This is a genomic window from Streptomyces sp. NPDC020681 (assembly GCF_044334895.1).
Lineage (GTDB): Bacteria > Actinomycetota > Actinomycetes > Streptomycetales > Streptomycetaceae > Streptomyces.
The window spans coordinates 157478-181496 of sequence record NZ_JBIRTX010000001.1; the positions used below are offsets into that span (position 1 = coordinate 157478).

The 24019-nt window shown below is 71.3% G+C and carries 20 protein-coding genes; 8 read left to right on the top strand and 12 right to left on the bottom strand.

What is annotated here, in order from left to right; all coding sequences use genetic code 11:
* Nucleotides 1-74 precede the first annotated feature (74 nt).
* The 8 genes from ACH4YL_RS00675 to ACH4YL_RS00710 are packed head-to-tail and all read right to left on the bottom strand — an operon-like array spanning nucleotide 75 to nucleotide 7811.
* Complete coding sequence (locus ACH4YL_RS00675; RefSeq protein ID WP_398503384.1) at nucleotides 75-1256, bottom strand: 4-hydroxybenzoate 3-monooxygenase; 1182 nt, start codon at nucleotides 1254-1256, stop codon at nucleotides 75-77.
* Nucleotides 1256-2437, bottom strand: a complete 1182-nt coding sequence (gene pcaD / locus ACH4YL_RS00680; protein ID WP_398503386.1) for a 3-oxoadipate enol-lactonase — start codon at nucleotides 2435-2437, stop codon at nucleotides 1256-1258. Before pcaD ends, ACH4YL_RS00675 begins: the two co-directional genes overlap by 1 nt.
* Nucleotides 2434-3846: a 3-carboxy-cis,cis-muconate cycloisomerase gene (pcaB, locus tag ACH4YL_RS00685; protein ID WP_398503388.1), complete on the bottom strand. Its 1413-nt coding sequence runs from the start codon at nucleotides 3844-3846 to the stop codon at nucleotides 2434-2436. Before pcaB ends, pcaD begins: the two co-directional genes overlap by 4 nt.
* On the bottom strand, nucleotides 3821-4378 hold the full coding sequence (gene pcaG / locus ACH4YL_RS00690) for a protocatechuate 3,4-dioxygenase subunit alpha (RefSeq protein ID WP_398503390.1): 558 nt from the start codon (nucleotides 4376-4378) through the stop codon (nucleotides 3821-3823). The genes pcaB and pcaG overlap by 26 nt, the downstream gene beginning before the upstream one ends.
* On the bottom strand, nucleotides 4378-5187 hold the full coding sequence (gene pcaH, locus ACH4YL_RS00695) for a protocatechuate 3,4-dioxygenase subunit beta (protein WP_398503391.1): 810 nt from the start codon (nucleotides 5185-5187) through the stop codon (nucleotides 4378-4380). Before pcaH ends, pcaG begins: the two co-directional genes overlap by 1 nt.
* A gap of 4 nt (nucleotides 5188-5191) precedes the next feature.
* A complete protein-coding gene (locus tag ACH4YL_RS00700; RefSeq protein WP_398503393.1) occupies nucleotides 5192-6382 on the bottom strand; it encodes a thiolase family protein in 1191 nt (396 codons plus the stop codon).
* A 29-nt stretch (nucleotides 6383-6411) separates the two neighbouring features.
* Nucleotides 6412-7056 carry a CoA transferase subunit B gene (locus tag ACH4YL_RS00705; RefSeq protein ID WP_398503395.1) on the bottom strand — a complete coding sequence of 215 codons (645 nt, stop codon included), beginning with the start codon at nucleotides 7054-7056 and terminating at the stop codon, nucleotides 6412-6414.
* The gene (locus tag ACH4YL_RS00710) at nucleotides 7056-7811 is read right to left on the bottom strand and encodes a CoA transferase subunit A (protein ID WP_398503396.1); all 756 of its coding nucleotides are present in this window, start codon (nucleotides 7809-7811) and stop codon (nucleotides 7056-7058) included. Before ACH4YL_RS00710 ends, ACH4YL_RS00705 begins: the two co-directional genes overlap by 1 nt.
* 141 nt (nucleotides 7812-7952) lie before the next feature.
* Between ACH4YL_RS00710 and ACH4YL_RS00715 the strand changes: the two genes are divergently transcribed.
* Nucleotides 7953-9614, top strand: a complete 1662-nt coding sequence (locus tag ACH4YL_RS00715; RefSeq protein ID WP_398503398.1) for an IclR family transcriptional regulator C-terminal domain-containing protein — start codon at nucleotides 7953-7955, stop codon at nucleotides 9612-9614.
* Between the two features lie 18 nt (nucleotides 9615-9632).
* Here ACH4YL_RS00715 and ACH4YL_RS00720 read toward each other — a convergent pair whose 3' ends face one another.
* The gene (locus ACH4YL_RS00720) at nucleotides 9633-11870 is read right to left on the bottom strand and encodes an alpha-N-acetylglucosaminidase (protein WP_398503400.1); all 2238 of its coding nucleotides are present in this window, start codon (nucleotides 11868-11870) and stop codon (nucleotides 9633-9635) included.
* Between the two features lie 260 nt (nucleotides 11871-12130).
* Between ACH4YL_RS00720 and ACH4YL_RS00725 the strand changes: the two genes are divergently transcribed.
* On the top strand, nucleotides 12131-13762 hold the full coding sequence (locus ACH4YL_RS00725) for a serine/threonine-protein kinase (RefSeq protein ID WP_398503402.1): 1632 nt from the start codon (nucleotides 12131-12133) through the stop codon (nucleotides 13760-13762).
* Entirely contained in the window at nucleotides 13759-14514 is a 756-nt protein-coding gene (locus ACH4YL_RS00730) for a hypothetical protein (RefSeq protein ID WP_398503404.1), read from the top strand. Before ACH4YL_RS00725 ends, ACH4YL_RS00730 begins: the two co-directional genes overlap by 4 nt.
* On the opposite strand, the gene ACH4YL_RS00735 is transcribed toward ACH4YL_RS00730, so the two are convergent.
* From ACH4YL_RS00735 to ACH4YL_RS00745, 3 genes are all read right to left on the bottom strand, one after another.
* Nucleotides 14499-15047 (bottom strand): hypothetical protein, encoded by a 549-nt coding sequence (locus tag ACH4YL_RS00735; RefSeq protein WP_398503406.1) that lies wholly within the window; start codon nucleotides 15045-15047, stop codon nucleotides 14499-14501. The genes ACH4YL_RS00730 and ACH4YL_RS00735 overlap by 16 nt on opposite strands.
* Nucleotides 15048-15181: 134 nt before the next feature.
* Nucleotides 15182-16336, bottom strand: a complete 1155-nt coding sequence (locus ACH4YL_RS00740; protein ID WP_398504336.1) for a glycoside hydrolase family 64 protein — start codon at nucleotides 16334-16336, stop codon at nucleotides 15182-15184.
* A 145-nt stretch (nucleotides 16337-16481) separates the two neighbouring features.
* Nucleotides 16482-17981, bottom strand: a complete 1500-nt coding sequence (locus ACH4YL_RS00745; protein ID WP_398504338.1) for a glycoside hydrolase family 76 protein — start codon at nucleotides 17979-17981, stop codon at nucleotides 16482-16484.
* A gap of 408 nt (nucleotides 17982-18389) precedes the next feature.
* On the opposite strand from ACH4YL_RS00745, the gene ACH4YL_RS00750 reads away from it, so the two are divergent.
* The 5 genes from ACH4YL_RS00750 (at nucleotide 18390) to ACH4YL_RS00770 (ending at nucleotide 23997) form a co-directional block, all read left to right on the top strand.
* Nucleotides 18390-19151 (top strand): serine/threonine protein kinase, encoded by a 762-nt coding sequence (locus tag ACH4YL_RS00750; RefSeq protein ID WP_398504340.1) that lies wholly within the window; start codon nucleotides 18390-18392, stop codon nucleotides 19149-19151.
* A 41-nt stretch (nucleotides 19152-19192) separates the two neighbouring features.
* Nucleotides 19193-20710 carry a protein kinase gene (locus ACH4YL_RS00755; RefSeq protein ID WP_398503408.1) on the top strand — a complete coding sequence of 506 codons (1518 nt, stop codon included), beginning with the start codon at nucleotides 19193-19195 and terminating at the stop codon, nucleotides 20708-20710.
* Nucleotides 20711-20818: 108 nt separating this feature from the next.
* A complete protein-coding gene (locus ACH4YL_RS00760; RefSeq protein ID WP_398503410.1) occupies nucleotides 20819-21970 on the top strand; it encodes a hypothetical protein in 1152 nt (383 codons plus the stop codon).
* Nucleotides 21971-22090: 120 nt separating this feature from the next.
* Nucleotides 22091-23101, top strand: coding sequence for an SPFH domain-containing protein (locus ACH4YL_RS00765; RefSeq protein ID WP_398503412.1), 1011 nt, complete (start codon nucleotides 22091-22093; stop codon nucleotides 23099-23101).
* On the top strand, nucleotides 23098-23997 hold the full coding sequence (locus ACH4YL_RS00770) for a hypothetical protein (RefSeq protein WP_398503413.1): 900 nt from the start codon (nucleotides 23098-23100) through the stop codon (nucleotides 23995-23997). Before ACH4YL_RS00765 ends, ACH4YL_RS00770 begins: the two co-directional genes overlap by 4 nt.
* Nucleotides 23998-24019: the final 22 nt, after the last annotated feature.

A 24019-nucleotide genomic window follows, 5' to 3' on the forward strand; every position in this document is an offset into this window, starting at 1 on the left:
TGGGGCGTGAGGGGGCCTCTTGGGCGACTGACGTGCGGAACCGGAGCAGGCGCCCCGGTTCCGGGCCGTCGCCTCTAGCCGATCGGCAGCCCCGTGTAGTTCTCCGCCAGTTCCGCCGCCGCGTGCGCCGAGCTCGTCAGGCGCGTGAGCTGCGACAGCTGCAGCCTGGTGTCGAACGGCGACTGGGCCGGATCCGTGTGCAGCGTCGTCGTCATGAAGTACGAGAAGTGCTCGGCCCGCCACACCCGGCGCAGACAGGTGTCCGAGTACGCGTCGAGCAGTTCGGCCGACCCGGTGTTGTGCTCGTGGATCAGGGCCCGCGCGAGGACGATCACGTCGGAGGCGGCGAGATTGAGACCCTTGGCGCCGGTCGGCGGGACAATGTGGGCAGCGTCGCCCGCCAGGAACACGCGGCCGTACCGCATGGGCTCCGTCACCGAACTCCGCATCGGCAGCACCGCCTTGGCGGAGACCGGGCCGCGCTCCAGCTTCCAGCCCGGATCGGCGTCCACGGCGAACCGCGCGTCGAGTTCGTCCCAGATCCGCTCGTCCGGCCAGTCGGCGGGATCCGTGTGGTTCGGAACCTGGAGATAGAGCCGGCTGACGGCCGGCGAACGCATGCTCGCCAGTGCGAAGCCGCGCGTGGAGTGCGCGTAGATCAACTCGTCGTAGACGGGCGGCGCTTCGGCGAGGATGCCGAGCCAGGAGTACGGATAGGTGCGCTCGTACGTGGTCCGCACCGACTCCGGAACCGCATTGCGCGCCACGCCGTGGAAACCGTCGCAGCCGACAACGTAGTCACAGGTCAGCGTCTGCTCCCGGCCTTCGTGGACATAGCGGATGACCGGCCGGTCGCCGTCCGCGCCCTCCACCGAGCGCACCTGGGCGCCGAACAACAGCGGGCCGCCGTCGGCGAGTTGGAGTGCGATGAGGTCCTTGACGACCTCGGTCTGCGCGTACACCATCACGCTCCGGCCGCCGGTGAGCGCCGGAAAGTCCACGCGGTGCAGACCGCGGTCGAAGCGCAGCTCGATGCCGTGGTGGACCATTCCCTCGCGGTCCATGCGCTCGGCCGCTCCGGCGGCGCGCAGCGCGTCCACCGTGCCCTGCTCGAGGATGCCTGCCCGCTGACGCTGCTCGACGTATGCGCGGTCGCGCGACTCCAGCGTCACGCTGTCGATTCCGGCGTTGCGCAGCAGCCGGGCCAGCAGCAGCCCCGCGGGGCCGCCGCCGACGATGCCGACGGTGGTGTGCATCAGCGCTCCTTTTCGTTCTCTGGGTTCTGGTCGTGGGCGCGCAGCACCTCGTCCGCGACGGCGAAGGCGGCGTTGGCGGCCGGGACACCGCAGTAGACGGCGGTCTGCAGCAGGACCTCGCCGATCTCTTCGGGCGTCAGTCCGTTGCGCAGGGCGGCGCGGACATGGAGAGCGAGTTCGTCCTTGTGGCCGCCCGCCACCAGCGCGGTGAGCGTGATACAGCTGCGGGTGCGACGGTCGAGTGTGTCCCGGGTCCAGATCTCGCCCCAGGCATAGCGGGTGATGAAGTCCTGGAAACGGGCGGTGAAGGCCGTGGTGGCGGCCACTGCGCGGTCCACATGCGCGTCGCCGAGCACCGTGCGGCGCATCGTCATGCCGTCGGATCCGCCCGGGTCATGGCCGAGACGGCTGAGATGGCTGAGATGGGCGAGCAGGGCGGTTTGCACGGCCCTCGGCTGCTCGACATTGGCCAGGTGGGCGGCGCGCGGCAGTTCGACGAGCTGGGCGTCGCGGATCCCGTCGGCAAGCCGGCGCGCGTGGGGCGGCGGCGTGGCCTTGTCGTCGCGGCCCGCGACGACCAGCGTCGGCGCGGTGATACGGGCCAGGTCGGAGCGGAGGTCGAGGCCGGCCAGCACCTCGCAGCACGCCGCGTAGCTCTCGGCGTCGACGGACCTCTGGTCCGCGGGCAGAGCGTCGGCTGCCGGGTCGCCGCCGGTCGCGAAGGCCGGCGTGAACCAGCGGTCGCGTGCGGTGTCCGCGAGCGGTCCGACGCCCTTGGCACGGACCAGTTCGGCCCGCTCCAGCCAGGGTTCGGGCTCGCCGAAGCGAGCGGACGAGCAGACGAGCGCAAGCGAGGTGATCCGCGACGGATGGTGCGCGGCGAGCCAGGTGCCGACGGCTCCGCCGAGCGAGATGCCCGCATACGCGAACGATTCATGGCCGAGCGAGTCGGCGAGATCGAGGACCAGGCGTCCGAGATCGGCGATGGTGGCAGGCGCGGGAAGCAGTCCGGCCGGCGAGGCTCCGTGGCCCGGCAGGTCCCAGCGGATGACCCGGTGCCGTTGCGCGAGCGCCTGTGCCTGCTTGTCCCAGACGGCGAGCGAGGTGCCGAGCGACGGCCCGAGGAAGAACGCCGGTGCGCCGGGCGGTCCTTCGGCGCGGTGGTGAAGTTTTCTGGTCATGGGGTGTCCTGGCGGGGGTGGCGCTCCAGCGCGCGGTCGGTGAGCGCCGCGGCGGAGCCGAGGTATCCGAGGGGATCGGTGAGTTCGCGCAGCCGGCCGTCGCCGAGGGCTTCGGTCACGCGCGGGTCCTGGCGCAAGGCGTCGGCGAGGTCCGTGCCGTGTCCGGCGGCGCGGCGCGAGGCCTCGGCGAGCAGCTGTTTGGCGGCGGCGCGCCCGATGAGCGGGGCGAGTTCGGCGTTCAGCCGTTCGCTGAGCATCCGGCCGCCGGTCAGATCGAGATGGGCCCGCATCCGGTCCGGCAGGATCCGCAGGCCCGCGCAGAGCTCGGCCGCGGTGTGGGCCGCTCCGCCGGTCAGCCGCAGGGCCTCGCGCAGCGGCTGCCACTCCGCGTGCCACGGTCCTGCGGACCGTTCGTCCTCGGCGGTGAGCGAGCCGAGGAGGATCGCCGAGAGCGCCGGGACCTGGCGGGCGGCGGACGCGACCAGGGTCGCCCTGACCGGGTTGCTCTTGTGCGGCATGGCGGAGGATGCGCCGCCGGCCGCCTCGGCGACCTCGGCGATCTCCGTGCGGGACAGCACCAGGACGTCGGCCGCGATCTTTCCGAGTGCACCTGCGGTGAAGGCGAGCGCGCCTGCGAGGTCGGCGATCGGTGTGCGCAGTGCGTGCCACGGCAGATCGGGCGCGGCGAGGCGGAGTTCACCGGCGTACGCGGCGGTCAGCTCCAGCCCTGCGTCCCCTTCGGCATCCGGCGCGTAGGCGTGGAAGGCGGCCAGTGTGCCCGCCGCTCCCCCGAGTTGGGCGGGCAGCGAGGCGCGGACGCGGGTGAGGCGGTCATGGGCGTCGAGGACGAGCGCGCGCCATCCGGCGGCCTTGAGGCCGAACGTGGTGGGCACGGCATGCTGGGTGAGTGTCCGGCCCGGCATCGGCGTGTCGCGGTGTGCGGCCGCCAGGCCCGCGAGCGAGGCGGCGGTGTCCGCCAGATCGGCCGTGATCAGGTCCAGCGTTCGAGCGGCGACCAGCATCAGAGCGGTGTCGAGGATGTCCTGGCTGGTGGCACCGCGGTGCACGAACTCGGCTTCGTCCGGGGCGAGTTCGGCCACCACGGCGGTGAGGTCGGCGACGAGCGGGATGACCGGGTTGCCGCCGCTCCGGGCCCTGAGCGCCAGCGAGCGTACGTCGAAGCGGTCCGCGCAGGCGGCCTCGGTGACCGCCCGACCCGCCTCTTTCGGGGCGAGTCCGAGCGTGGACTGGGCGCGGGTCAGCGCGGCTTCGGCGTCCAACAGCGCCTGGAGAACGGCCCGGTCACCGGTCGCGTACTCGGCCGGGCTTCCGGCTCGTACGGGAGAGAGCAGGCCGACGTCCTGCTCCGCGTCGTCCGGTGCGTCATCGCCGGGAGTCGTGGAAGTCAAGGAAGACCGTCTCCTTCTCCCCCTGCAGATGAATGTCGAAGCGGTGGACCCGCTCCCCCTCCGGTCGTGCCATCAGGGTCGCCCTGCGGCCGGGCGGCAGCGCGGACAGCAGCGGATCGGTGGCCGGCTGCTCGAAGTAGGCCCGGGTGAACAGGTGGTGCATGAGTCCGCGGGCGAAGACGCAGACCGCGAGATACGGCGCGTCGGCGTGCGGCGGCAGGGTGCGCACGGCCCAGTGGCCGTCCGCGTCGGTGGCCACCCGGCCGAAGCCGGTGAAGTCCACGCCGCTGCGGCCGAGGAAGCCGCCGGTGACGGGATCGCGTCGCAGGGAGCCAGGCTGTGCGCCGGACGGCACGCGCTGCCAGGTCTCCAGCAGCGCGTCCGGCACCGGGTCGCCGTTTCCGTCGCGTACGTACCCGTGCAGCGTCAGCGTGTCGGGATGGCCGGCCGGGGCGATGTCGCCGCCGCCCGGGAAGGGCAGGGCGTAGCCGTAGAACGGGCCGACGGTCTGGGACGGAGTGGGCTGCGGCATCAGTGGTCCTCGGGGTCCGGGAGCGTGGCGGCCGGGCCGTCGAGGACGATGTCCCAGCGGTAGCCGAGCGCCCATTCGGGACGGGACAGCTCGTGGTCGTAGGCGGCGACCAGCCGCGCGCGGGCGTCGGCGTCGGTGACGGACTGGAGGATCGGGTCGTACGGGAAGAGCGGATCGCCCGGGAAGTACATCTGGGTCACCAGACGCTGGGTGAACTCCGTGCCGAAGAGCGAGAAGTGGATGTGCGCGGGCCGCCAGGCGTTCTCGTGGTTGCGCCACGGATACGCGCCCGGTTTGACGGTGGTGAACGAGTACCGGCCGTCGCCGTCGGTGAGGCAGCGGCCGACGCCGGTGAAGTTCGGGTCGAGCGGCGCCGGATGCTGGTCGCGCTGGTGGGCGTACCGCCCGGAGGCGTTGGCCTGCCAGACCTCGACGAGTTGCCGGCGGACGGGCCTGCCTGTCCGGTCGAGTACGCGCCCGGTGACGACGATCCGTTCGCCGAGCGGTTCGCCGGCGTGCTGCCGGGTCAGATCGGCGTCGAGTTCGGTGACGTCGGTGACCCCGAAGACCGGTCCCGACAGCTCGACTGCCTCCGGATCGTGGCCCATGGCGATGAGCGGCTGGTGGGGGTGGCGCAGGACGCTGCTGCGGTACGGCGTGAAGTCCCGGCCCGGGTGCTGCGGCGGCGCGGCGCCCTCGGCCGCCGCCTTCCGGGCGGCCTCGCCGGCTGCTTCGTGGGCGGCGGTGATCTCGGCGCTTATCTGCCGCTGTGTCAGCACTGCTGATGTCACACGGGTCGTGGCGGTCATCGGGTCACTTCTCCAGTACGAGCGCCAGGCCCTGGCCGACGCCGATGCACAGGGCCGCGAGGCCGGTGCCGGAGCCCGCGGCGGCGAGCTGGTGGGCGACGGCTCCGGTGATGCGCGCGCCGGACGCGCCGAGCGGATGGCCGATGGAGATGGCCCCGCCGCGCGGGTTGACCACGGCCGGGTCGAGGCCGGGCCACTGGCCGACGCAGGCGAGCGCCTGCGCGGCGAAGGCCTCGTTGAGTTCGAGAGTGGTCAGCTCTTCGACTCCGCGTCCGGCCTTCTTGAGCGCGCGGTGGACCGCTTCGACGGGTCCGGCTCCGAAGTACTGCGGCTCGATGCCGGTCACGGCGGTGGCCCCGATCCGGGCCAGCGGTTCGCGGCCGGTGGCGCGCAGTCCGTCCTCGTCGGTGAGCAGCAGCGCTGCCGCGCCGTCGTTGAGGGGCGAGGAGTTGCCCGCCGTGACGGTGCCGCCGTCGCGGAACACGGGCTTCAGCTTGGCGAGTGCTTCGGTGGAGGTGTTGTCGCGGATGCACTCGTCGCGGGCCAGGTCGACGCCGTCGACCGGAACCACCTCGGCGTCGTACAGCCCGGCGTCCCAGGCGCGGGCGGCCTTCTGGTGGCTCTCGAGCGCGAACGCGTCCTGTGCCTCGCGGCCGATGCCGTACCGGTCGGCGACGAGTTCCGCGCCTTCGCCGAGTGCGACGGTCCACTCCTCGGGCATGCGCGGGTTGACCATCCGCCAGCCGAGAGTGGTGGAGTACATCTGCTGATGGCCGGCCGGGAAACCGCGGCCGGGCTTCGGCACCACCCAGGGCGCGCGGCTCATCGACTCGACGCCGCCGGCGACCGCGATGGAGGCGTCGCCCACGGCGATGGCGCGGGCCGCCTGGATGACCGCTTCCATGCCGGAGCCGCAGAGCCGGTTGACGGTGGTGCCGGGGACGGTGACGGGAAGCCCGGCGAGCAGCACGGCCATGCGGGCGACATCGCGGTTCTCCTCTCCGGCGCCGTTGGCGTTGCCGAAGAAGACGTCGTCGATACGGGCCGGGTCGAGGTCGGGCGTGCGGGAGACGAGGGCGCCGAGCACGCCGGCGGCGAGATCGTCGGGCCGTACGCCGGACAGCGCACCGCCGTATTTGCCGATCGGTGTGCGGACGGCGTCGACGACATAGACATCACGGAGGCGGTCGGTCATGTCAGCTCCTGTGCGGGCGGAGGCGGGCGTTAGTGGGTGGGGACGGGGATGCGGACGGGTGCGGCCGTGTGCTGCTGCACCTGGTCCGGGGTGACGCCGGGGGCGGTTTCGACGAGCACGAGGCCGTCCTCGGTCACGTCGAGTACGGCGAGGTCGGTGATGATGCGGTGCACGCAGGCCTTGCCGGTCAGTGGGAGTGTGCATTCCTGGACGATCTTCGGGGAGCCGTCCTTGGCGGTGTGGTCGGTCAGCACGATCACTCTGCGGGCGCCGTGCACCAGGTCCATGGCGCCACCCATGCCCTTGATCATCTTTCCGGGGATCGACCAGTTGGCGAGGTCGCCGGAGGCGGAGACCTGCATGGCGCCGAGGACGGCGGCGTCGATGTGGCCGCCGCGGATCATGCCGAAGGAGAGCGCGGAGTCGAAGAACGCGGTGCCTGGCAGCACGGTGACGGTCTCCTTGCCCGCGTTGATGAGGTCCGGGTCGACATCCGCACTGGACGGGTAGGGGCCGACGCCGAGGATGCCGTTCTCCGAGTGGAGCACCACGTCGACGCCGTCCGGCAGGAAGTTCGGCACGAGTGTGGGCAGGCCGATGCCGAGGTTGACGTACGAGCCGTCGGTCAGCTCGCGGGCCGCGCGGGCCGCCATCTCGTCGCGTGTCCAGGGCATCAGCCTCGTACCGTCCTCTTCTCGATCTGCTTGTCGGCGGCCTGCTCCGGGGTGAGCACCACCACGCGCTGCACGAACACTCCGGGCAGGTGGACGGCGTCGGGGTCCAGCTCGCCGGGTTCGACAAGCTCTTCCACCTCGGCGATGGTGACCCGTCCGGCCATCGCGGCGAGCGGGTTGAAGTTCCGGGACGACTTGTTGAAGACGAGATTGCCGTAGCGGTCCCCCTTGGCGGCCCGTACCAGCGCGAAGTCGGTGGTGATTCCGTACTCCAGGACATGCTCGAGACCGTCGAACGTGCGGATCTCTTTCGCCGGTCCGGCGACGGCCACCGAACCGTCCGGGGCGTACCGCCGCGGCAGGCCGCCGTCGGCGACCTGGGTGCCGACGCCGGCGGGAGTGAAGAAGGCGGGGATGCCGCAGCCGCCGGCCCGCAGGCGCTCGGCGAGCGTGCCCTGCGGTACGAGTTCGACCTCCAGTTCACCGGCGAGGTACTGGCGGGCGAACTCCTTGTTCTCGCCGATGTAGGAGCCCGTGACACGGGCGATGTGCCCGGCGGCGAGCAGAATGCCGAGACCTGCGCCGTCCGCCCCGCAGTTGTTGGAGACCACCCGCAGTCCGCGGACGCCACGTGCATGGAGCGCCTCGATCAGCGTGTTCGGCACACCGCTCAGGCCGAAGCCGCCGACGGCGAGCGAGGCGTCGTCCTCGATGTCGCCGACCGCCTCGGTGGCGCTCTGCTTGACTTTGTCCATGGAGGGCTTCCTTGGGGGTGCGGCCGGGAGTGCAGTTGTTCGCCAGATGAACTATGGTTCATTCCTATGGGATGAGTGTGCGTTCACCTGACACGCATGTCAATGGCTTCCAGAGACGCTCGAGAACCGCACGGAGGTCCGATGACCGTCACGACAGCCGCCGAGGACACCGCGCCCGCCGAGGCCGTGGGTCCCCTGATGCGCGGTATCGCGGTGCTGCGCGACATCAGCGACGCGGGTGGGCGCCTGACGGTCAGCGAACTCGTCCGCTCCACCGGTCTCGCCCGCTCCACCGTCGACCGGATCGCCGCCACCCTGGCACGCATGGGCTACCTCCGTCTGGACGGGAATGCCGCCGTGCTGGCGCCGCGCCTGATGGAACTCGGCAACGCCTATCTGGCCGCGATCCAGCTGCCCGGACCGCTCGGCCCGCTCGCCCAGCGGCTGGCCGAGGAGCTCGACGAATCGGTGTCCCTGGCCGTGCCCGACGGCGACGGCATCCGCTTCGTCCATCAGACCACCCGGCGGCGCGCCATGTCCCTCACGTTCCGCATCGGCGACCTGCTGCCCGCCGAACGCACCGCGCAGGGAACGGTCTTCGCCGCAGGCTGGTCCGGGGCCCAGTGGTCACGCTGGCGCGAACGGCGGGCCGCCGACCCGGACGGCCGCGCGTTCACCGCCGTACCGCCACCGCACGCACAGGACGCCGGACGCACCTTCGAGGAGCGCGCGGCCGAAGCCCGCGAGCAGGGCTGGGCCGTGGACGACCAGCTCATCGAGCCCGGCCTGATCGCCCTCGCCCTGCCGGTCCGCGCGCCGGACGGAGAGGTGGTCTGCGCGGTCAGCGTCGTGAGCCACACCAGCCGCCACAGCGCATCGTCGCTGCGAACCGCACTGCTGCCGAAGGCGCGCGAGGCCGTGGCCGCCATGGAGCAGCGACTGCGCCAGGCCCCTGAGCCCGCCGGGCGGCAGCCTGCCGGCGGGCTCGCCGACTGGACCAACGCCTCCAAGCAGGAGCTCGGCGCGGAGTTCGTCGAGTCCCTGGCCCGCGGCCTCACGGTCATCACCGCTTTCGGGGACGGCCGGGCGGAGCTCGCTCTCGCCGCCGTCGCCGAGGCCACCGGTCTCGCCCGTGCCACCGCCCGTCGCGCGCTCATCACACTGGAACACCTCGGCTGCGTCGAGGCGGGAGAGCGCACCTTCCGCCTCACGCCGAGCGTGCTCGGGCTCGGCTATCCGCCGCTGTCGCGCACCACGCTCTCCGAGGTCGCCGCACCCCATCTGGTCACCCTCGTCCAGCGGGTGCACGACTCGGCGTCGCTGGCCGTGCTCGACGGCAACGCCATCCAGTACACCGCACGCGTCGCCACCGGCCGGATCATGAGCGTCAACATCCAGATCGGCACGAGGTTTCCGGCGTACGCGGCCTCCATGGGCCGTGTCCTATTGGCCGGCCTGCCGGCCGACACCCGCTCCGCACTGCTCGCCGGCACCGATCTGCGGGCGCTGACTCCGCGCACGCTCACCCGCCTGCCCGAACTCGACGCGGAACTCGATCGCGTGGCGCACCAGGGCTACGCGCTGGTCGACGAGGAACTCGAAGAGGGCCTTCGCTCGCTCGCCGTACCGGTGCACGATCTCGCCGGGCAGGCGGTGGCGGCGGTGAACGTCGCGATGCACAGCAGCCGTCGCTCGGTGGAGCAGTGCCTGTCCGAGGTGCTGCCCGAACTGCGCGCCACGGCGGCCCGGATCGAGGCCGATCTCCATGTCGCCGGGCGCTTCACCCGGATCCCGAACGCCTGAACCGGCGCCGCGGGCGGCTCAGCCCGCGACCGTGTCCCGCACCTGGCGGGCCAGCGCGTGGATGGATCCGTGCGGCTTCACCGGATGGGTGTCGTGCCGGTGCGCCCAGTCGTCCTCCATTGCGAACCAGTCGGTCTCCGCCGGGGGCCGGCCTTCGGCGAGCGCGGCGGACAGTTCGGCGAAGTACGTCTTCCAGCGCAGCCGGTACAGGCTGCCGACCAGCCCCGACCACTCGCGGTTCGCATAGTCGTGCAGCCCTTGCTCGCTCGCGGCCCGGCCGCCCCAGGTGGTGATGACCGACCGGGCGTCGTACTCGAGCCGGTCCTTCTCGGCGCGGTCGGCGCCCCAGGACCGGGCGCCGGCGAGCCAACGGCCGAGCAGGTGCTGTTCGGAGGTCGCCAGCACCTCGTCCAGCAGCGTCATCCAGTCCAGCCATGTGGCCGTCAGCTCGGCGAACAGGGGCCGCTCCGCCGCCTCGTACGCCGCCTTGATCCGCGGCAGCAGCAGCCGGCTGCGATTGGAGAGCACCTGGCGGGTCACGTCGAGCAGGTCGTGGCGGTACGCGGAGCTGTCGCGCAGGCGCGGTGCGACTTGGAGGAGTTCGCTGAGCGCCCGGTCGAATGCGGCAAGGTCGTAGCGGGCTGCGTCCGGGCTCCAGGAGGCGGCCCTGGTGGCGGTCAGGCTCGGCCTGGCTGCGAAGAGGCCGTCCGGAGCCTCGCTCCACGAGTCCGCGCGGGTCGTGCCGTACGCCGTTTCACGCAGGACCTGCCAGGCCGCGGCGGCGTGCGGATCCTCGCCGCCGTAGCGGGAGACGGCGTACGCGGCGAACCAGTCGTCCAGGTCGACGGAGCCCTCTGTCCAGGCCAGGTCCGTCAGCAGCGCGAAGGCGGCCGGATTGTTGTCCGCCGCCTCCGGCATGGCCGCGATCCCGGCGAGCGCGCTGCCCGCCTTGTCCCGCCACCGCGGGTACAACTGAACCCAGTCGGGCGCGTTGGCGCCCATCGCCGTGTGACCGCCGAAGTTCCAGATGCTGCCGAAGGCGTACGGCGTTCCGCCCCAGTCGCTCTCGCGGTCGGTGACGGTGGGGAACCGGTCGGAGAGGCCGTCGACGATGAGCATCCGGGTTCGGTCCACGGCATCGAGGATGTCGCGGCGCGGGTTGTTCTGCCAGCCGAGGATGGCCCAGACGGCAGCCGGACGCGCGGTCCGCAGTGCCGTCTCGACGGCACGGGCGGCCTCGCCGACAGGTACGTCGCCGGCCTGGCCGCCTTCGTGCAGCAGGTCCATCTTGTACATCGTGCTGTCGCCGCATCGTGCCCGCTGGTGGCGGTAGAACGCGGCGGCGACCGCTGCGAAGGAGGGCGTTCGCGGGTCGAGCCAGTCGGGCCGCCGGAACCCGCACCAGTCTCCCTGCGGCACGACGCGTGAGCCCGGGTTCCTGGCGGTGAAGTCGTCCGGCACGGTGCCGAAGTAGCCCGGCAGCACCGGCGTCATGCCCAGATCCCGCACCCGGCCGATCACCTTCTCGGCGAGCTGGGCCCGCCGCTCCAGCAGCCGGCGCGAAACCGGTCCGCCGAATGCGGACATGTTCTGCAGCAGCCACCACGGCTGATGGGCGGGGGCCGGGATCCAGGAACGCAACTCGGCGTCCGAGTAGCCGAACTCGCGGAACGTGTCGTAGTAGACGGCATCGGTTCCGATGCCGAGCAGGACGGCATTGACACCGTGCAGCGCGAACACGTCCAGTTCGCGCTGCCATGCGTCCCAGTCCCAATAGGGCCCGGTGTAGCCCTCGTTGGTGTCGTTGAGGACAAAGCGGTACGGGACGTTCGCGGCAGCGGTGATCTCGGCCCCGGGAGCAGGCAGAGTGCGCGGAAGGTTCATCTGCTCGCCGTTCCAGGAGACATGCGCCTTCGCGGCACGGCGGAGATACGCATGGAGTCCGGTGAGGAGCACGGCCGGGCTGGTGCCCTCGACGACGATGCGTCCGTCACTGCCGGTGACGCGAAACCGGTCCGTGGCGCCGCTGACCGCCCGCAGGGTGATCTGCCGGTGATGGTCCGGCACCAGGCGCCGCAGAGCTTCCCGGGCCGCTGCTGTGTCGAACACTCCGTCCCTCCCGGCCGTGGCCGCGGCGTGCGGCGACCCGCCCAGCACGGCGCCGCTCAAGGCAGCCGCACCCGTCAGCAGCCTGCGGCGGGTCACTCCTTCCTGACGGCCGTCGTCGTTCCCGATCGCCCTTGGTGGTTCCGCCATGCCGTCTCCCCTCTGCCGGCCGGACTGCGGAGCACATGGAACCACGGGCCGCCGACCGGCGCCCCGGTCGGTGCACAAGACGACCGAAACCCCACCACCCCCTCCAGGAACAGTGTGGGGAGGCCGGAACCAAGGCGTGATGGAAATGTGTCTGCCCTGAGGAGACCCGCTGGGCTTCGATGGGCTAGCGTGCGGCGGTCGCGCATCGGCGACCGCGCCGCACGGCCCGTTTCGGCAGCCGTGGCGATGGGGGGACGACAGTGAACGCATGGCAGGTGCCCGGGTATACAGAGTCCCGGGAGTTGGGCTCGGGCGCGAGCGGGCGTGTCGTGCTGGCCGCCCATCACGCCACCGGCATGCCCGTGGCGATCAAGTACCTCAGCGAGCGGATGCGGGCGGACTCCGACTTCGTCCGGGCCTTCCGGGCCGAGGCCGGTCTGCTCGCAGGGCTCGACTCGCCGTATGTGGTCGGGCTGTACGAGTACGTCGAGGCGCCGCAGGGCGCGGCCATCGTGATGGAGCTGGTCGACGGCATCGCCCTGCGCGCACTGCTGCTGCGGGAAGGCGCGACCGGGGCCGAGGCGGCGCTGGTGGTGCTCAAGGGCTCGCTGCTGGGTCTTGCCGCGGCACACCGTGCGGGCGTGGTGCACCGCGACTACAAGCCGGAGAACGTCCTGGTCGCGGCCGACGGCTCCTCCAAGCTGGTCGACTTCGGCATCGCGGCGGGCCGCGGCACGACACCGGGCGTGGCCGGCACTCCCGCGTACATGGCGCCCGAGCAGTGGAACGGAGATCCCGCGTCGCCGGCGGCCGATGTCTACGCGGCGACCGCGACGTTCTACGAGTGCCTGACCGGCAGCAAGCCGTTTGCCGGCGAGAACTTCGCCGAACTCGCGCTCCAGCACATCGAGGCACCCGTTCCCGATCAGGAGGTGCCGGAGCCGGTGCGGCCGCTGATCCGGCGCGGGCTGGCGAAGGAACCCGGCGCGCGGCCGGAGAACGCAACGGCATTCGTGGCGGAGCTGGAGGAGATCGCGGAGGTCGCCTACGGCCCGGACTGGGAGGAGCGGGGCCAGCGGAAACTCGCCGCCCTGGCCGCCCTGCTCCCGCTGCTCTTTCCGTCGGCCGGCGGTCAGCCCGCGGGCACCACCGAGCTGGCGACGACGGCAATCGGCGGTGGGTCGGGCGGCGGCTGGAGCGGCTGGAAGCCGGGTCTGCGGGGACTGCTGGCCGGTGCTGCCGCCGCGCTGCTGGCCGTGCTGGTCACGGTCACCGCGAAGGCGACCGAGGACAACCCAGGCCAGGCAACCGCTCAGACGCTGGCCACGACCAGCGCGGAACCGGGCACGGCCAACTCGCCGGGCGGCGGATCCGGTTCCGCAAGCTCGTCACCGAGTGCCGGCGCCTCGCCCGACACCTCGCTCTCGCCATCTCCTTCACCGTCCGATTCCGACGGCGCGACAGCCACTCCCAGTCCCTCGGACACGGACGTGCCGACGCCTCCCTTCACACCCGATCCGCCGACGACGCCTCCCACCACCGAGACCACCCCGCCCGCCAAGCCGCCTGTGGCCGTGAAGTCCGTGACCGTCACGAGCTTCCGGCAGACGGGTGTGACGACCGGCCAGGCATCCTTCGACATCGTCACGGACGGAACCGGTCCCGTGACCGTCGTCATCGCCTGGTTCACCGGCGACAACAAGGGTGAGCTCGGCGCGCAGGAAGGAACGCAGACCATCGAACGGAACGGCGCGACGCAGTACACGCTCACGCTCGACCGCACCTTCCAGGGCAAGGGCTGCTTCTGGGGCGTGCGGGCGACGACGAACCCGGCCGCGGCGAACGGCAGTTCCTCGCAGCAGGTCTTCATCCGGCGGTGCATGATCGGATGAACGATCCACGGATTCCGCACGACCACGAGTACGGCCCCGAGCCTGCGGCGCACAAGCCGCCCGAGACCGGTCGCGAACACGCCGTCGACGGCGACGACGCCTACAGCGCGACAGCTCTCGGCAGCCACTGGTTCGAACGCCCGGAACCGCAGGCCGCGCCCGAGGGCGCGACCCTGCTCCAGGACCCGCAGTGGTCCGACGTGGCACCGGACCGTGTGGAGGGCGAGGTCCTCCGCTTCGGCCCGGGTGTGACCGCGGTCGTGCGCGATCGCAGTCGCAGCCCGCACAACACCACGGCCGCTGTCTGGCACGGCACCCTGGCAGGCCAGTCCGAGAGCGCGGAGCCCAGCGAGAAGCAGCGCGGCGGCCTGCGCCGTTACGCACTGGCCGCGGGCGTGCTTGTCTGCGTGCTCGCCTTTCTCGCCTGGCAGCGCTACGGGCCCGCGCTGTCCGTGGAGGGTGTGGCCGTACGCACGCCTTCCCAAGGGCCCGGATGTGACCAGACGGCGGACATCGTGGGCGTCGTGGACACCAACGGCCGACCGGGCACCGTCAGTTATCGCTGGACCCGCAGCGACGGCACGACCTCGGGCCTGCTCCAGGAGAAACTGACACGCGGCCAGAAGCAGGCCCATCTACATCTGCTGTGGACCTTCCGCGGCCGCGGGGAGTACCGCGCCAGTGCGGTCCTGCAGATCACCTCACCGACCCGGCACACGGCCACGGCCCACCTCACCTACCGGTGCGGGTGATCCGGACCGTACTCGTACAGCACCCGGGTCACATACATCTCGTCCGTGACCACCGACACCCTCCGCCGCAGCCTGGCGCCCACCAGCTCGATCGTGTCGGCGATCTTGGTGTCGCCGTCGTCCATCCGAAGGGGCACGTCCACGTCCTCCCGGTACGGCTGTGCCCAGGTCACCGGCTCGCTCAACAGCAGATGGCTTCCGGTCGGCTTGGTGACGATCCGGCCGTCGAACGGCTTGGCCCGCGGCTCCAGGACGCCCTCCTCGCAGAACCACTCCACCTCCGCCGCCCCGCGTTCCGTGAAGGTCAGGTCCGGCCCGATGTCCAGGACAAGACCCGACGCCGGTTCGACGGCCGGCTCGGGAACCAGCGCCTCGCCGGCCAGCCATCTCTCGATCAGTAGGTCCAAGGTCATCTGCACATCGCCGACGACCGCCTCGACTCCGGTCCGATCGTCGCCCGTGAACACGTACTTCACCCCGGGATCGTGCGATACCGCGCCGCGCAGCGCCCACCGCCCCGTGAAACCAGTCATGCCGTTCGCCCTGCCCCTGCTCGCCGAAGTCGGACGATCTCACCGTAAGGCCAGGGTCTGACAACGACGGGCGGGCCGGGGCGTCGGGGACAGCGCGGGACGGCGGCGGGACAGGACTGGTCACGGAACAGGACCTAGTTGAACGGGTCGAGCGTGATGTACGCCTGCTGCGGATTGCCGTCGTGCACCAGCGACTCATGGGCTCCGACGTCGTCGAAGGCGAAGGCGTACGCCTTCCCGTCGACCATCTGCGCATGGATCTTCCGCGCGTAGTGGTTGGTGACCACGTCCTTGTAGAAGTTCGCGGAGCTGGTGTCGGGCTGGTTCGGGTTGGTCAGGAGCGTGGAGCGGTTGAAGCCGGCGCACAGGGTGCGGGAGATCGGGCCGCGCACCTGGTCGTTGGGAGCGTCCAGCCGCTTGTAGCAGCCGAAGACACTGTCGGAGTCGGGCTTCTGGAAGCTGGTGACGGTCGCTCCCGAGCCGTTGGTGAAGTTCATGACGTTGCCCGAGACCCGGCCGTAGTACTTGGTGTTGGGCTGGTTGGCGAACGGAGTCACCGTCAGCGTCGAGGTGCTGTACCGCTGCCACACGCGGTTGATGTAGTCGTCCAGCACGGTGGCCGGCAGGGTGCCGGTCCCTATGCCGTGCGACGGCGCGAGGGCGCGCAGCACGGTGCCGTCGGAGCGGGTCTGGATCAGGTTCGCCCAGCCTCCGGGCTGTCCTCTCAGCGCGTTGTAGAAGCCGTTGTAGCCGCCGGGCTTCAGATGACCGGTGTTCTTGGTCGTTCCATTGGCGAGCTTGACGCCGACGGCGTACGGGGCCGAGAACATGTCGACCTGTGTGCTGTTGATCCACAGACCGCCGTCGTTGAGCGTGTACTCGGACCAGTTGAAGAGGATGTTCCTGTTCGGGTCGGTCGGGTTCTGGACGGCGGGCTGTACCAGTCCGCCGGTGGTGAGCTTGAAGACCAGCTTCTGGCCGTACGAGAAGTAGATGCGGCCGGAGAACTTGGGCATCCGGATGGTCTTCGACCCGCCGTTCGCGGGTCCGGCGATCGAGGCGTCGGGCGCGGGCGTCGGCGGGTTGCCGCCGGCGGGCCAGGGGTGGAAGGTGCCGTTCGCGTCGGCCCAGCCCTGCTGTCCGGTGGTGAGCAGTGTGCCGAGGTTGTAGATGTAGATCGGCTCGCTGCGCCCCGAGTTGTTGGTGAAGGTGAGGGGGATGGTGGCGGGCACGGCGGCCTGCGCGGGCGTTGTGGCGCTGATGGCCGTCAGGCCAGAGGCGATGACCATCGCCGCGAACAGTGCCGCGGGCGTTCTACGTGGGCGGAACACGTTGGGCCTCCTGGTGGGGGGTGGATTGCGATGGAGCGGGATGCGCCGGGAGAGAGCGCTCTCGAAGCGGACGCGGACGCATCCCGATGGCTCAAGCCCACGCTCACGGCGCGGCGTTGAGCAGGTCGAGCGCGCTGTGCTGGCGAGCGGCGTCCGTCGTGTCGAGGGGCCCGCTCCAGCGCAGCCCGTACTGGTCGAGCGGGTTGCGGTCGCGGGCGTGGGCGGCATCGGCCTGACGGGTCAGATAGGCCGTGTACGGATGGTCGGAGAGCGCGGCGTTGAGCTTGCCGAGGCCGCGGACGTGCGCACCCTTGAAGGACGGGCCGTCGGCCTGACAGTCGCCGCTCTCGCACGGGTCCCGCAGAACGCCTTCCGCGGTGTGCAGAGAGGAGGTGGTGGTCGCGGCGTCGGCGATCTGCCGTGCACGGGTGAGCAGTTGATCGTCCTGGGTGGCCCGGTGCAGTTCGGTGAGCGCGCCGAGCAGTACGCCCTGGTTGTACGACCAGACCGTGCTGCCGTTGTTGCGGCAGGTGGACAGCGAGATACCGTCGTTCACCAGGTTGGAGCCGTTGATCATGCCTGTCGCCTGGAACCACGACCAGCCGGCGCGCGCCCGCTGCAGATACACCGTGTCACCGGGGATGCGGTTGTGCAGGGCAGCGTTGAGCTGGATGTAGAGGGAGTTGGCGATGGCTGCCTTGTAGGTCTTCGCGGTGCTCCACCAGACTCCGCCGCCGCAGGTGCCGTCCCAGTAGGCGGCCATGTGGTCGGCGCCGGCGCGGGCGGTGCTCAGATAGCGGCTGTCGCCGGTGGCGTCGTACGCGGCGACCCAGGCCATCCCCCACCAGCCGGTGTCGTCGATGTACTCGTTGCGGAACTGTCCCGCGTGCGCGTTCAGTTGGCGGTCGTAGGTGTTGGCGATCGCGTAGCGGTAGCTGGGCATGCCGGAGACCCGGATGTTGTCGATGACGGCGGTCAGGGCGTTCGCCGAGTTCCACCATCCGGTGGTGGCGAACAGACCGGTGCCGTTGTTGTAGAACTGCATCTGCGCGGTGGCCGCCGCCGTCCGCCGGTCGTAGGCGTTCCACGTGGTGCGCGCCCAGGCCGTGCAGGCGATCTCCGGCCGGTCGCCGGCCTTTCCGCAGGCACGCAGGGCGCCGACTCCGTGGTTGTTCCAGTCGTCGACGTTGTACATGAGCGTGCGCCAGCCACGGCTCGCGGCGGGCACGGTGGTGAGGCCCAGGCGGCTGCCCGAACTCCATGTGCGCCCGCCGTCGAAGGAGCGGTCGAGCCACATCTCGTCGCCGGGGCTGCCGTTGCCGAGCGAGGCCCAGCCCATCGCGTCCTGGTCGTCGAAGTGCAGCGTGATGCTGCGGGAGTGGACCGAGGTGGAGACAGGGCTGCGGGTCACGGGAGCGAGCGCGGGGTCGCGGGCGTCGCAGTACTTGTTGCAGATCGCGGCGGCGGCACCGGAAGCGGCGGGTGCTCCGGACGGTTCGGCAGCCGCGGCAGGGGCTCCGGACGGTGCGGAGGCAGGCGTGGCGGACGCCTGCGGGGCGCACAGGACGAGCGCGGCGACGACGGGCACGGCGAGGCGGCGCATCCTGGCGGACAGTGCTGGCCACATGAGCGGCTCCCTGAGGCCGAGAGGGGGGAGGCATGAATGAGAGCGCTCTCGGAACGTACGGGCGTGACGGGGTCGCGTCAACCTCCGCCGGGCGCAAGCAGCTTGGCAGCACGATCAGGCCAAGTGCGGTGGCCCGACGAGCGTCTCGAATGGCCCTTGCGCATTGCCGTTCCGCCGTCCCGAGCACGCCGCGCAGTGACGTGAGCACGCCGGACCGAGGGCTCTTTCCGGCCGCACCGGCACAGGAGCCGCCGGCCACAAACGGAGGTGGTGCGTCCACTCTGCGGCAGTCGGTATTGTCGACCGTCGACCACTGAACCGTGAGTCAAGAGGGGGAGCCGTGGGCGTGACAGCGCCTGCGCGCGGAACACGGGTGTGAGCACAGTGACAACAGTGATTGTTCAGTTGCCCGAACGGGCACTTCGGCATGCGGACGATCCGGAGCCCAGGCCCCGGCTGCTGCACCTGGGACCCGGCGAAACCGCCGAATTCGGTCGTGGCGCACCCGGCTGCCCGGTGGCCGTACCGCTGCACGACCCGGGCGTCTCGCGCTACGCCGGCCAGATCATCGCGGCCGAGGACTACTGGCGCCTGACCAACTACAGCCCGTCCGCCACTTATGTCGTGGAGAATCTGGAAGGCGCCGGCGAACACATCAAGGTCGCGCCAGGCCGGATCGCCGCTCCCGTGCCCTTCGAGCTCTCGCGGGTGATCCTTCCCTCGGCCGGCGGACCGGCCGACTTCAAGGTGTTCGCGCCTCAGCACGCCTACCGCGACCCGCACTCCGGCCCGTCCGCCGGCGAGCCCACCGCCGCCCCCTTCGCCCTGGACCCGACATCCAAGTACTTCCTGGTGCTGCTGGCGCTGTGCGAGCCGAGGCTGCGGTCGTCCCTGAGCACCGCGGTACCCGGAGTCGGCGAAGTGGTGGACCGGCTGCGGCCGTTGCCGTCCTGCGGCGATCTGACCCGGTCCGCGGTCAACTACCACATCGACTATCTCGCCACCGCCAAGCTACGACTGGGCGACGACGCCGACGAGTCCGCCGGTCGCGGTGGTAAACGAGGACAGCTCATCGCTCTCGCACTCCGCTTCAACCTGGTGCGCGAGGAACACCTCACGCTCCTTCCTCCACCTGTCCGACGCTGAACCGGTGTTGCACCGACGCTGAACCGAAAGGCCCATCGAGGATGGACCAGAGCACGCCCCCCACGCCCCCACTCGACATCCCCGCCGGATACCGCGTCGCCGACTGGACCGTGACCGAGCTGATCGGATCCGGCAGCTGGGGCAGCGTCTACGCGGCCGGGTCCGCCGAGCGCGACAGGCCGCTCGCTCTGAAGTTCCTCCGCACCGATCTGCTCACGCCGGGTCAGCGCGCCTCGATGGACGCGCTGACCGGTCAGGAAGTGCGGTTCAGCCGCGAGGCCGACCACCCGAATCTCGTACGCACCCACGCCGCGGTCACGCTCGACGACCCGGACCGGCCCGAGCTGAACGGCGTGATCGTGCTGGTCATGGACCGGGCGGAACGGAGCCTGCAGGATCTGCTCGCGGACGGCGAGGCGGGCGTGCCCGTACCGGGCGCCGGGCACATCCTCAGCGGCATCGCCGCCGGTCTCGCCCATATGCACACCCAGGGCTGGGTGCACGGCGACCTCAAACCGGCCAACACACTGCTGGCGTCCGAAGGAGCCGTCTGGCTCGCCGACTTCGGGCTCACCGCGGAACTGGACGGCACACACGCCTACATACCGCCGATCGGCTCGCTCGACCATGTGCCGCCGGAGTGGTGGTCGCAGCGCACCGGCGTGCGCGGCAGCGTCGTACGCCCGACCGCCGACATCTGGGCGTTCGGCGTGCTCGCCCACCAGGTGCTCACCGGCGGACTCCATCCTTTCCTCGGTTCGACCGCCCGCGCGCGTTCGCTGGCGGCGCAGACGTACGCCAAGGGCGCCGCGCCCCTGCGACTGGACGACAGGCTGCCCGAAGGCTGGCGCGATCTGATCACCGCGTGCCTGGCCCCGGACCACGCGTCGAGGTCGCCGCTCGGCGCGCAGGAGCTGTCGGACCGGGTGCGCGCGCTGCACGCCGGCTCCCGTCCGCCGACCCGCCGGCGGACGCAGATTCTCGTCGGCGCCGGACTGGCACTGGCCGCCGCCCTCGCGGGAGTTGCGGTGGTGGCGTGGCCGGAGCGCGAACAACAAGCCAGTCCGAGGCCGAGGAAGTCCACCGTCGTCACGCTCCCCGGCGCGATCCCCGAGGACTCGGACGTGCCGCGCGAGCTGAGACCGGTGATCAACGAGGCCGCGAAGCGGTGCACCGACAAGGAGGTCACCCCGGCGCTGCTCGCCGCGATGGTCAAGGCGGAGAGCGGTTTCGATCCGAAGGCAGCGCGGCCCGCCACCGGTGAGTACGGCATCGCGATGTGGACACCTTCCGTCTTCAACGCATGGGCGGTGGACGGTGATCGGGACGGCGACAAGGACTACATGTCCCCGCCGGACGCCATCTCCAGCATGGCCGTCTTCACCTGCTGGCTCGACCAGCGCTTCAAGCAGAGCGGCCTCCGCGAGAACCTGCCCGCACTCATCGCCGCCGGATACCGCACCAGCGACAAGGCGGTCATCGAGGCCGGCGGCGTGCCCGCCAGTACCCGCGGCCATGTCGACACGGTGCTGAGCAACCTCGCGGCCTACACCCGCTGAGCGTGACCGAGGACGCCCCGGAGTGGTCCTGACATACGTCAGGAGGCGCCCGGCCCACGGCTGACTACCGTACGGACCGCTCCGCCAACCCACTCCGGGGGAACCACAATGACCCTTCGCACCAGACTCGGCGCCCTCGCCGCCCTGACCGCGACGCTGCTGTGCGTCGCGACGGCCGCGGGCGCAGCCCCCGCGCGCCCCGCGGCCGAGCCGCAACCCAAGGCGGCGTCCGTCGCCGTCCCGGCGGGAGTGACGGCGGGAGTCGCCGTCTTCGACCGCCGGACCGGCACGTTCACCGAGCAGTTGAACACCGGCATGCAGTTCCGTTCGGCCTCGGTGGTCAAACTGCTGCTCGCGCTGGACTTCCTGTGGAACCGCGGGCCCGACTACAGCATCCCGGCCGCCGACCGGACCCGTCTCGACGCCATGCTCCGCAGCAGCAACGACGATGCCGCCAGCCACTACTGGAGCGCCAACGGCGGTTCGGCGATCATCGGCCGGATGGTCACGCGGCTCGGCCTGTCCGACACAGCGCCGCCGCCGGCGAGCCACCCGGGCTACTGGGGCTACACGGCGCTGTCCGCCCGAGACACCGTGACGATCTACCGCTATCTGCTGGACTCGGCGCCGGCCCCGGTCCGCGACTACATCATGGGGAATCTGCGCCAGTCGACCCGTTGTGCGTCGGACAGTTTCGACCAGCACTTCGGCATCGCCGGCGCGTTCGAGAAGCCCTGGGCCGTGAAGCAGGGCTGGTCGGGCCAGTACGCGCCGGGCACCTGCGGCCCGTCGAGCAGCGCCGAGAAGAGCGCGGTCTCCGTTCGACAGGCCGCGGCCGACGCCGACCTGTCGCGTCCCGCGCTGCACACCACCGGCACGGTGGGCGCCGGTGACCGCAGCATCGTCGCCGTTCTCACGCTGCACCCCATGGGCACGACGTACGGCAAGGCCTACACCGACATCGGTCGCCTCACCCGCTCACTCACCGTGCCCGGTGGCGTCCGGCCGGCGGGCAAGTGGTACGGGACATGGGGCTCCGACGTGAACGTCCGGGCGGACTCGACCAGTTCGTCCAAGGTGCTCACCCGGCTGCCGGCCGGTGTCGAGGTGCTGGTGGACTGCCAGAAGCGCGGTGATGTGGTCTCCGTACCGCCGTACACCAATGAGTGGTGGGCCCATCTGCCGCAGTACGGCGGCTACATGACCAACATCTACGTCAACTCGCCGGACAACAAGCTTCCCGACGTGCCGGACTGCTGACCGCAGGCATCGCAACTCGATGGGGGCGGCTCGCCGAAAGCGAGCCGCCCTCTTCATGTCGTCGTCTTGACGATAACCGGTCAGGCCCTATATCGTCGAAGAGACGAAAAGGGGTCCGGCATGGCCGACATCATCAGGCGCTTCGGATGGCGCCACCTTCGTTCCGCACCCACCGCTCATGTCCGCCACCACCGGCGGGGACAGCTCGTCCACGACGGACCCGGACTGAGCTTCTGGTTTCGCGCGCTGACCGCCGCGCTCTGCGAAGTGCCGGTCGACGACCGCGAGGAGTCCATGGCCTTCCATGCCCGTACGTCCGACTTCCAGGACGTGACCGTGCAGGCCACCGTGACGTACCGGATCGGCGAACCGGCCACCGCCGCCGCCCGGCTGGACTTCTCCATCGATCCGGACACCGGCGCCTGGCGCGGCGCTCCGCTGGAGCAGATCTCCACACTGCTCACCGAGACCGCCCAGCAGCACGCGCTGGACGTGCTGGCCCGCACCCCGCTGGCCGCCGCTCTCGTCGACGGAGTGGCCGCGGTACGGGAGCGGATCGGCGCCGGACTCGAAGGCGAGCCGCGGCTGGCCGCGACCGGCATCGCCGTGGTGGCCGTGCGCGTCGTGGCGATCCGGCCCGAGCCGGAGGTGGAGCGGGCGCTGCGCACCCCGGCCCGCGAACAGATCCAGCAGGAGGCGGACCGTGCGACCTACGAACGGCGGGCCGTCGCAGTCGAGCGGGAGCGCGCCATCGCCGAGAACGAACTCGCCAGCCGCATCGAACTGGCCCGCCGCGAGGAGCAGTTGGTCGAACAGCGCGGCACCAACGCCCGCCGCGAGGCCGAGGAGAAGGCGGCGGCCGACGGCGTACGGGCCGAGGCCGAGGCCGCGCGCACCGTACGGCTGGCCAAGGCGGAGGCCGAGGCCGCACGCGAGGTGGGCGACGCCCGCGCCCAGGCCCAGGCCGCGTGGCTGCGGGTGCACGCCGAGGTCGACGCGGCCACGCTGCACGCGCTGACCGGCTCCCGGCTCGCCGAGAACCTGCCGCGCATCGACAGCCTCACGGTCTCTCCGGACGTGCTCACCGGATTGCTCGCCAAGCTCGGCGGCAGGCAGGGAGACCAGGCGTGAGCCTCGCGCCCCGGGCGGTGCTGGTGCACCGGACCAGTGAGTACGAGGAGTTGCTGGCCCGCCACGGCACGCACGGGCAGGCCGGCTTCTTTCTCTCGTCGCGCGGCCGGAGCATCGAGGACGTGGCGGAGCGCCACCGGCGGGCCCGGCGGGCGCTCGCCGATGCGGCCGCCGCGGTGCCTCTGAACTGGCGTCAGGCCCGGGTCGACCGGGCCGATCTCGACCGTTTCCTGTTCGGCCCCGAGGACGTGGTGGTCGTGGTCGGGGCGGACGGGCTGGTGGCGAACACCGCCAAGTACCTCTCGGGCCAGCCGGTGGTCGGCATCGACACGGAACCCGGCCGCAACCCCGGTGTCCTGGTGCGCCACCGGACCAAGGACACGGCCCGGCTGCTGGCAGCCGCCGTGACGCCTCGCTGCGCCTGCGACGAACTCACCATGGTGGAGGCCGTCGCAGACAACACCGAGCGACTGCGCGCACTCAACGAGATCTATCTGGGCCGGCCCGGCCACCAGAGCGCCCGCTACCGGCTGAGCCCCGCCGACGACACGGACGCCTCCGAAGCGCAGGCGTCCTCCGGAGTGCTTGTCGGCACCGGCACGGGCGCGACCGGCTGGCTGCGCTCGCTGTGGCAGGAGCGCGCCAGCGGTCTCCAACTGCCCGGCCCCGCCGATCCGCGGCTCATCTGGTTCGTACGCGAGGCCTGGCCCTCGCCCACCACCGGCACGTCGCTCGTCGAGGGGACGCTGGGACGCTCCGAACAGCTCCGGCTGGTCGTCGAGTCCGACCGGCTGGTCGCCTTCGGCGACGGCATCGAGAGCGACGCGCTGGAGCTGACCTGGGGCCAGACCGTACGTCTGGGCATCGCTGACACGACGCTGCGGCTGCTTCTCTGAGGCGGACACGGTGGCGCACCGC

Excerpts from the sequence above, each read along its gene's own strand:
- ACH4YL_RS00675 (WP_398503384.1), bottom strand. The coding sequence starts at position 1,256 with ATGCACACCACCGTCGGCATCGTCGGCGGCGGCCCCGCGGGGCTGCTG.
- pcaD (WP_398503386.1), bottom strand. The coding sequence starts at position 2,437 with ATGACCAGAAAACTTCACCACCGCGCCGAAGGACCGCCCGGCGCACCG.
- pcaG (WP_398503390.1), bottom strand. The coding sequence starts at position 4,378 with ATGCCGCAGCCCACTCCGTCCCAGACCGTCGGCCCGTTCTACGGCTAC.
- pcaH (WP_398503391.1), bottom strand. The coding sequence starts at position 5,187 with ATGACCGCCACGACCCGTGTGACATCAGCAGTGCTGACACAGCGGCAG.
- ACH4YL_RS00700 (WP_398503393.1), bottom strand. The coding sequence starts at position 6,382 with ATGACCGACCGCCTCCGTGATGTCTATGTCGTCGACGCCGTCCGCACA.
- ACH4YL_RS00705 (WP_398503395.1), bottom strand. The coding sequence starts at position 7,056 with ATGCCCTGGACACGCGACGAGATGGCGGCCCGCGCGGCCCGCGAGCTG.
- ACH4YL_RS00710 (WP_398503396.1), bottom strand. The coding sequence starts at position 7,811 with ATGGACAAAGTCAAGCAGAGCGCCACCGAGGCGGTCGGCGACATCGAG.
- ACH4YL_RS00715 (WP_398503398.1), top strand. The coding sequence starts at position 7,953 with ATGACCGTCACGACAGCCGCCGAGGACACCGCGCCCGCCGAGGCCGTG.
- ACH4YL_RS00720 (WP_398503400.1), bottom strand. The coding sequence starts at position 11,870 with ATGGCGGAACCACCAAGGGCGATCGGGAACGACGACGGCCGTCAGGAA.
- ACH4YL_RS00730 (WP_398503404.1), top strand. The coding sequence starts at position 13,759 with ATGAACGATCCACGGATTCCGCACGACCACGAGTACGGCCCCGAGCCT.
- ACH4YL_RS00735 (WP_398503406.1), bottom strand. The coding sequence starts at position 15,047 with ATGACTGGTTTCACGGGGCGGTGGGCGCTGCGCGGCGCGGTATCGCAC.
- ACH4YL_RS00740 (WP_398504336.1), bottom strand. The coding sequence starts at position 16,336 with ATGGTCATCGCCTCTGGCCTGACGGCCATCAGCGCCACAACGCCCGCG.
- ACH4YL_RS00745 (WP_398504338.1), bottom strand. The coding sequence starts at position 17,981 with ATGCGCCGCCTCGCCGTGCCCGTCGTCGCCGCGCTCGTCCTGTGCGCC.
- ACH4YL_RS00755 (WP_398503408.1), top strand. The coding sequence starts at position 19,193 with ATGGACCAGAGCACGCCCCCCACGCCCCCACTCGACATCCCCGCCGGA.
- ACH4YL_RS00760 (WP_398503410.1), top strand. The coding sequence starts at position 20,819 with ATGACCCTTCGCACCAGACTCGGCGCCCTCGCCGCCCTGACCGCGACG.
- ACH4YL_RS00765 (WP_398503412.1), top strand. The coding sequence starts at position 22,091 with ATGGCCGACATCATCAGGCGCTTCGGATGGCGCCACCTTCGTTCCGCA.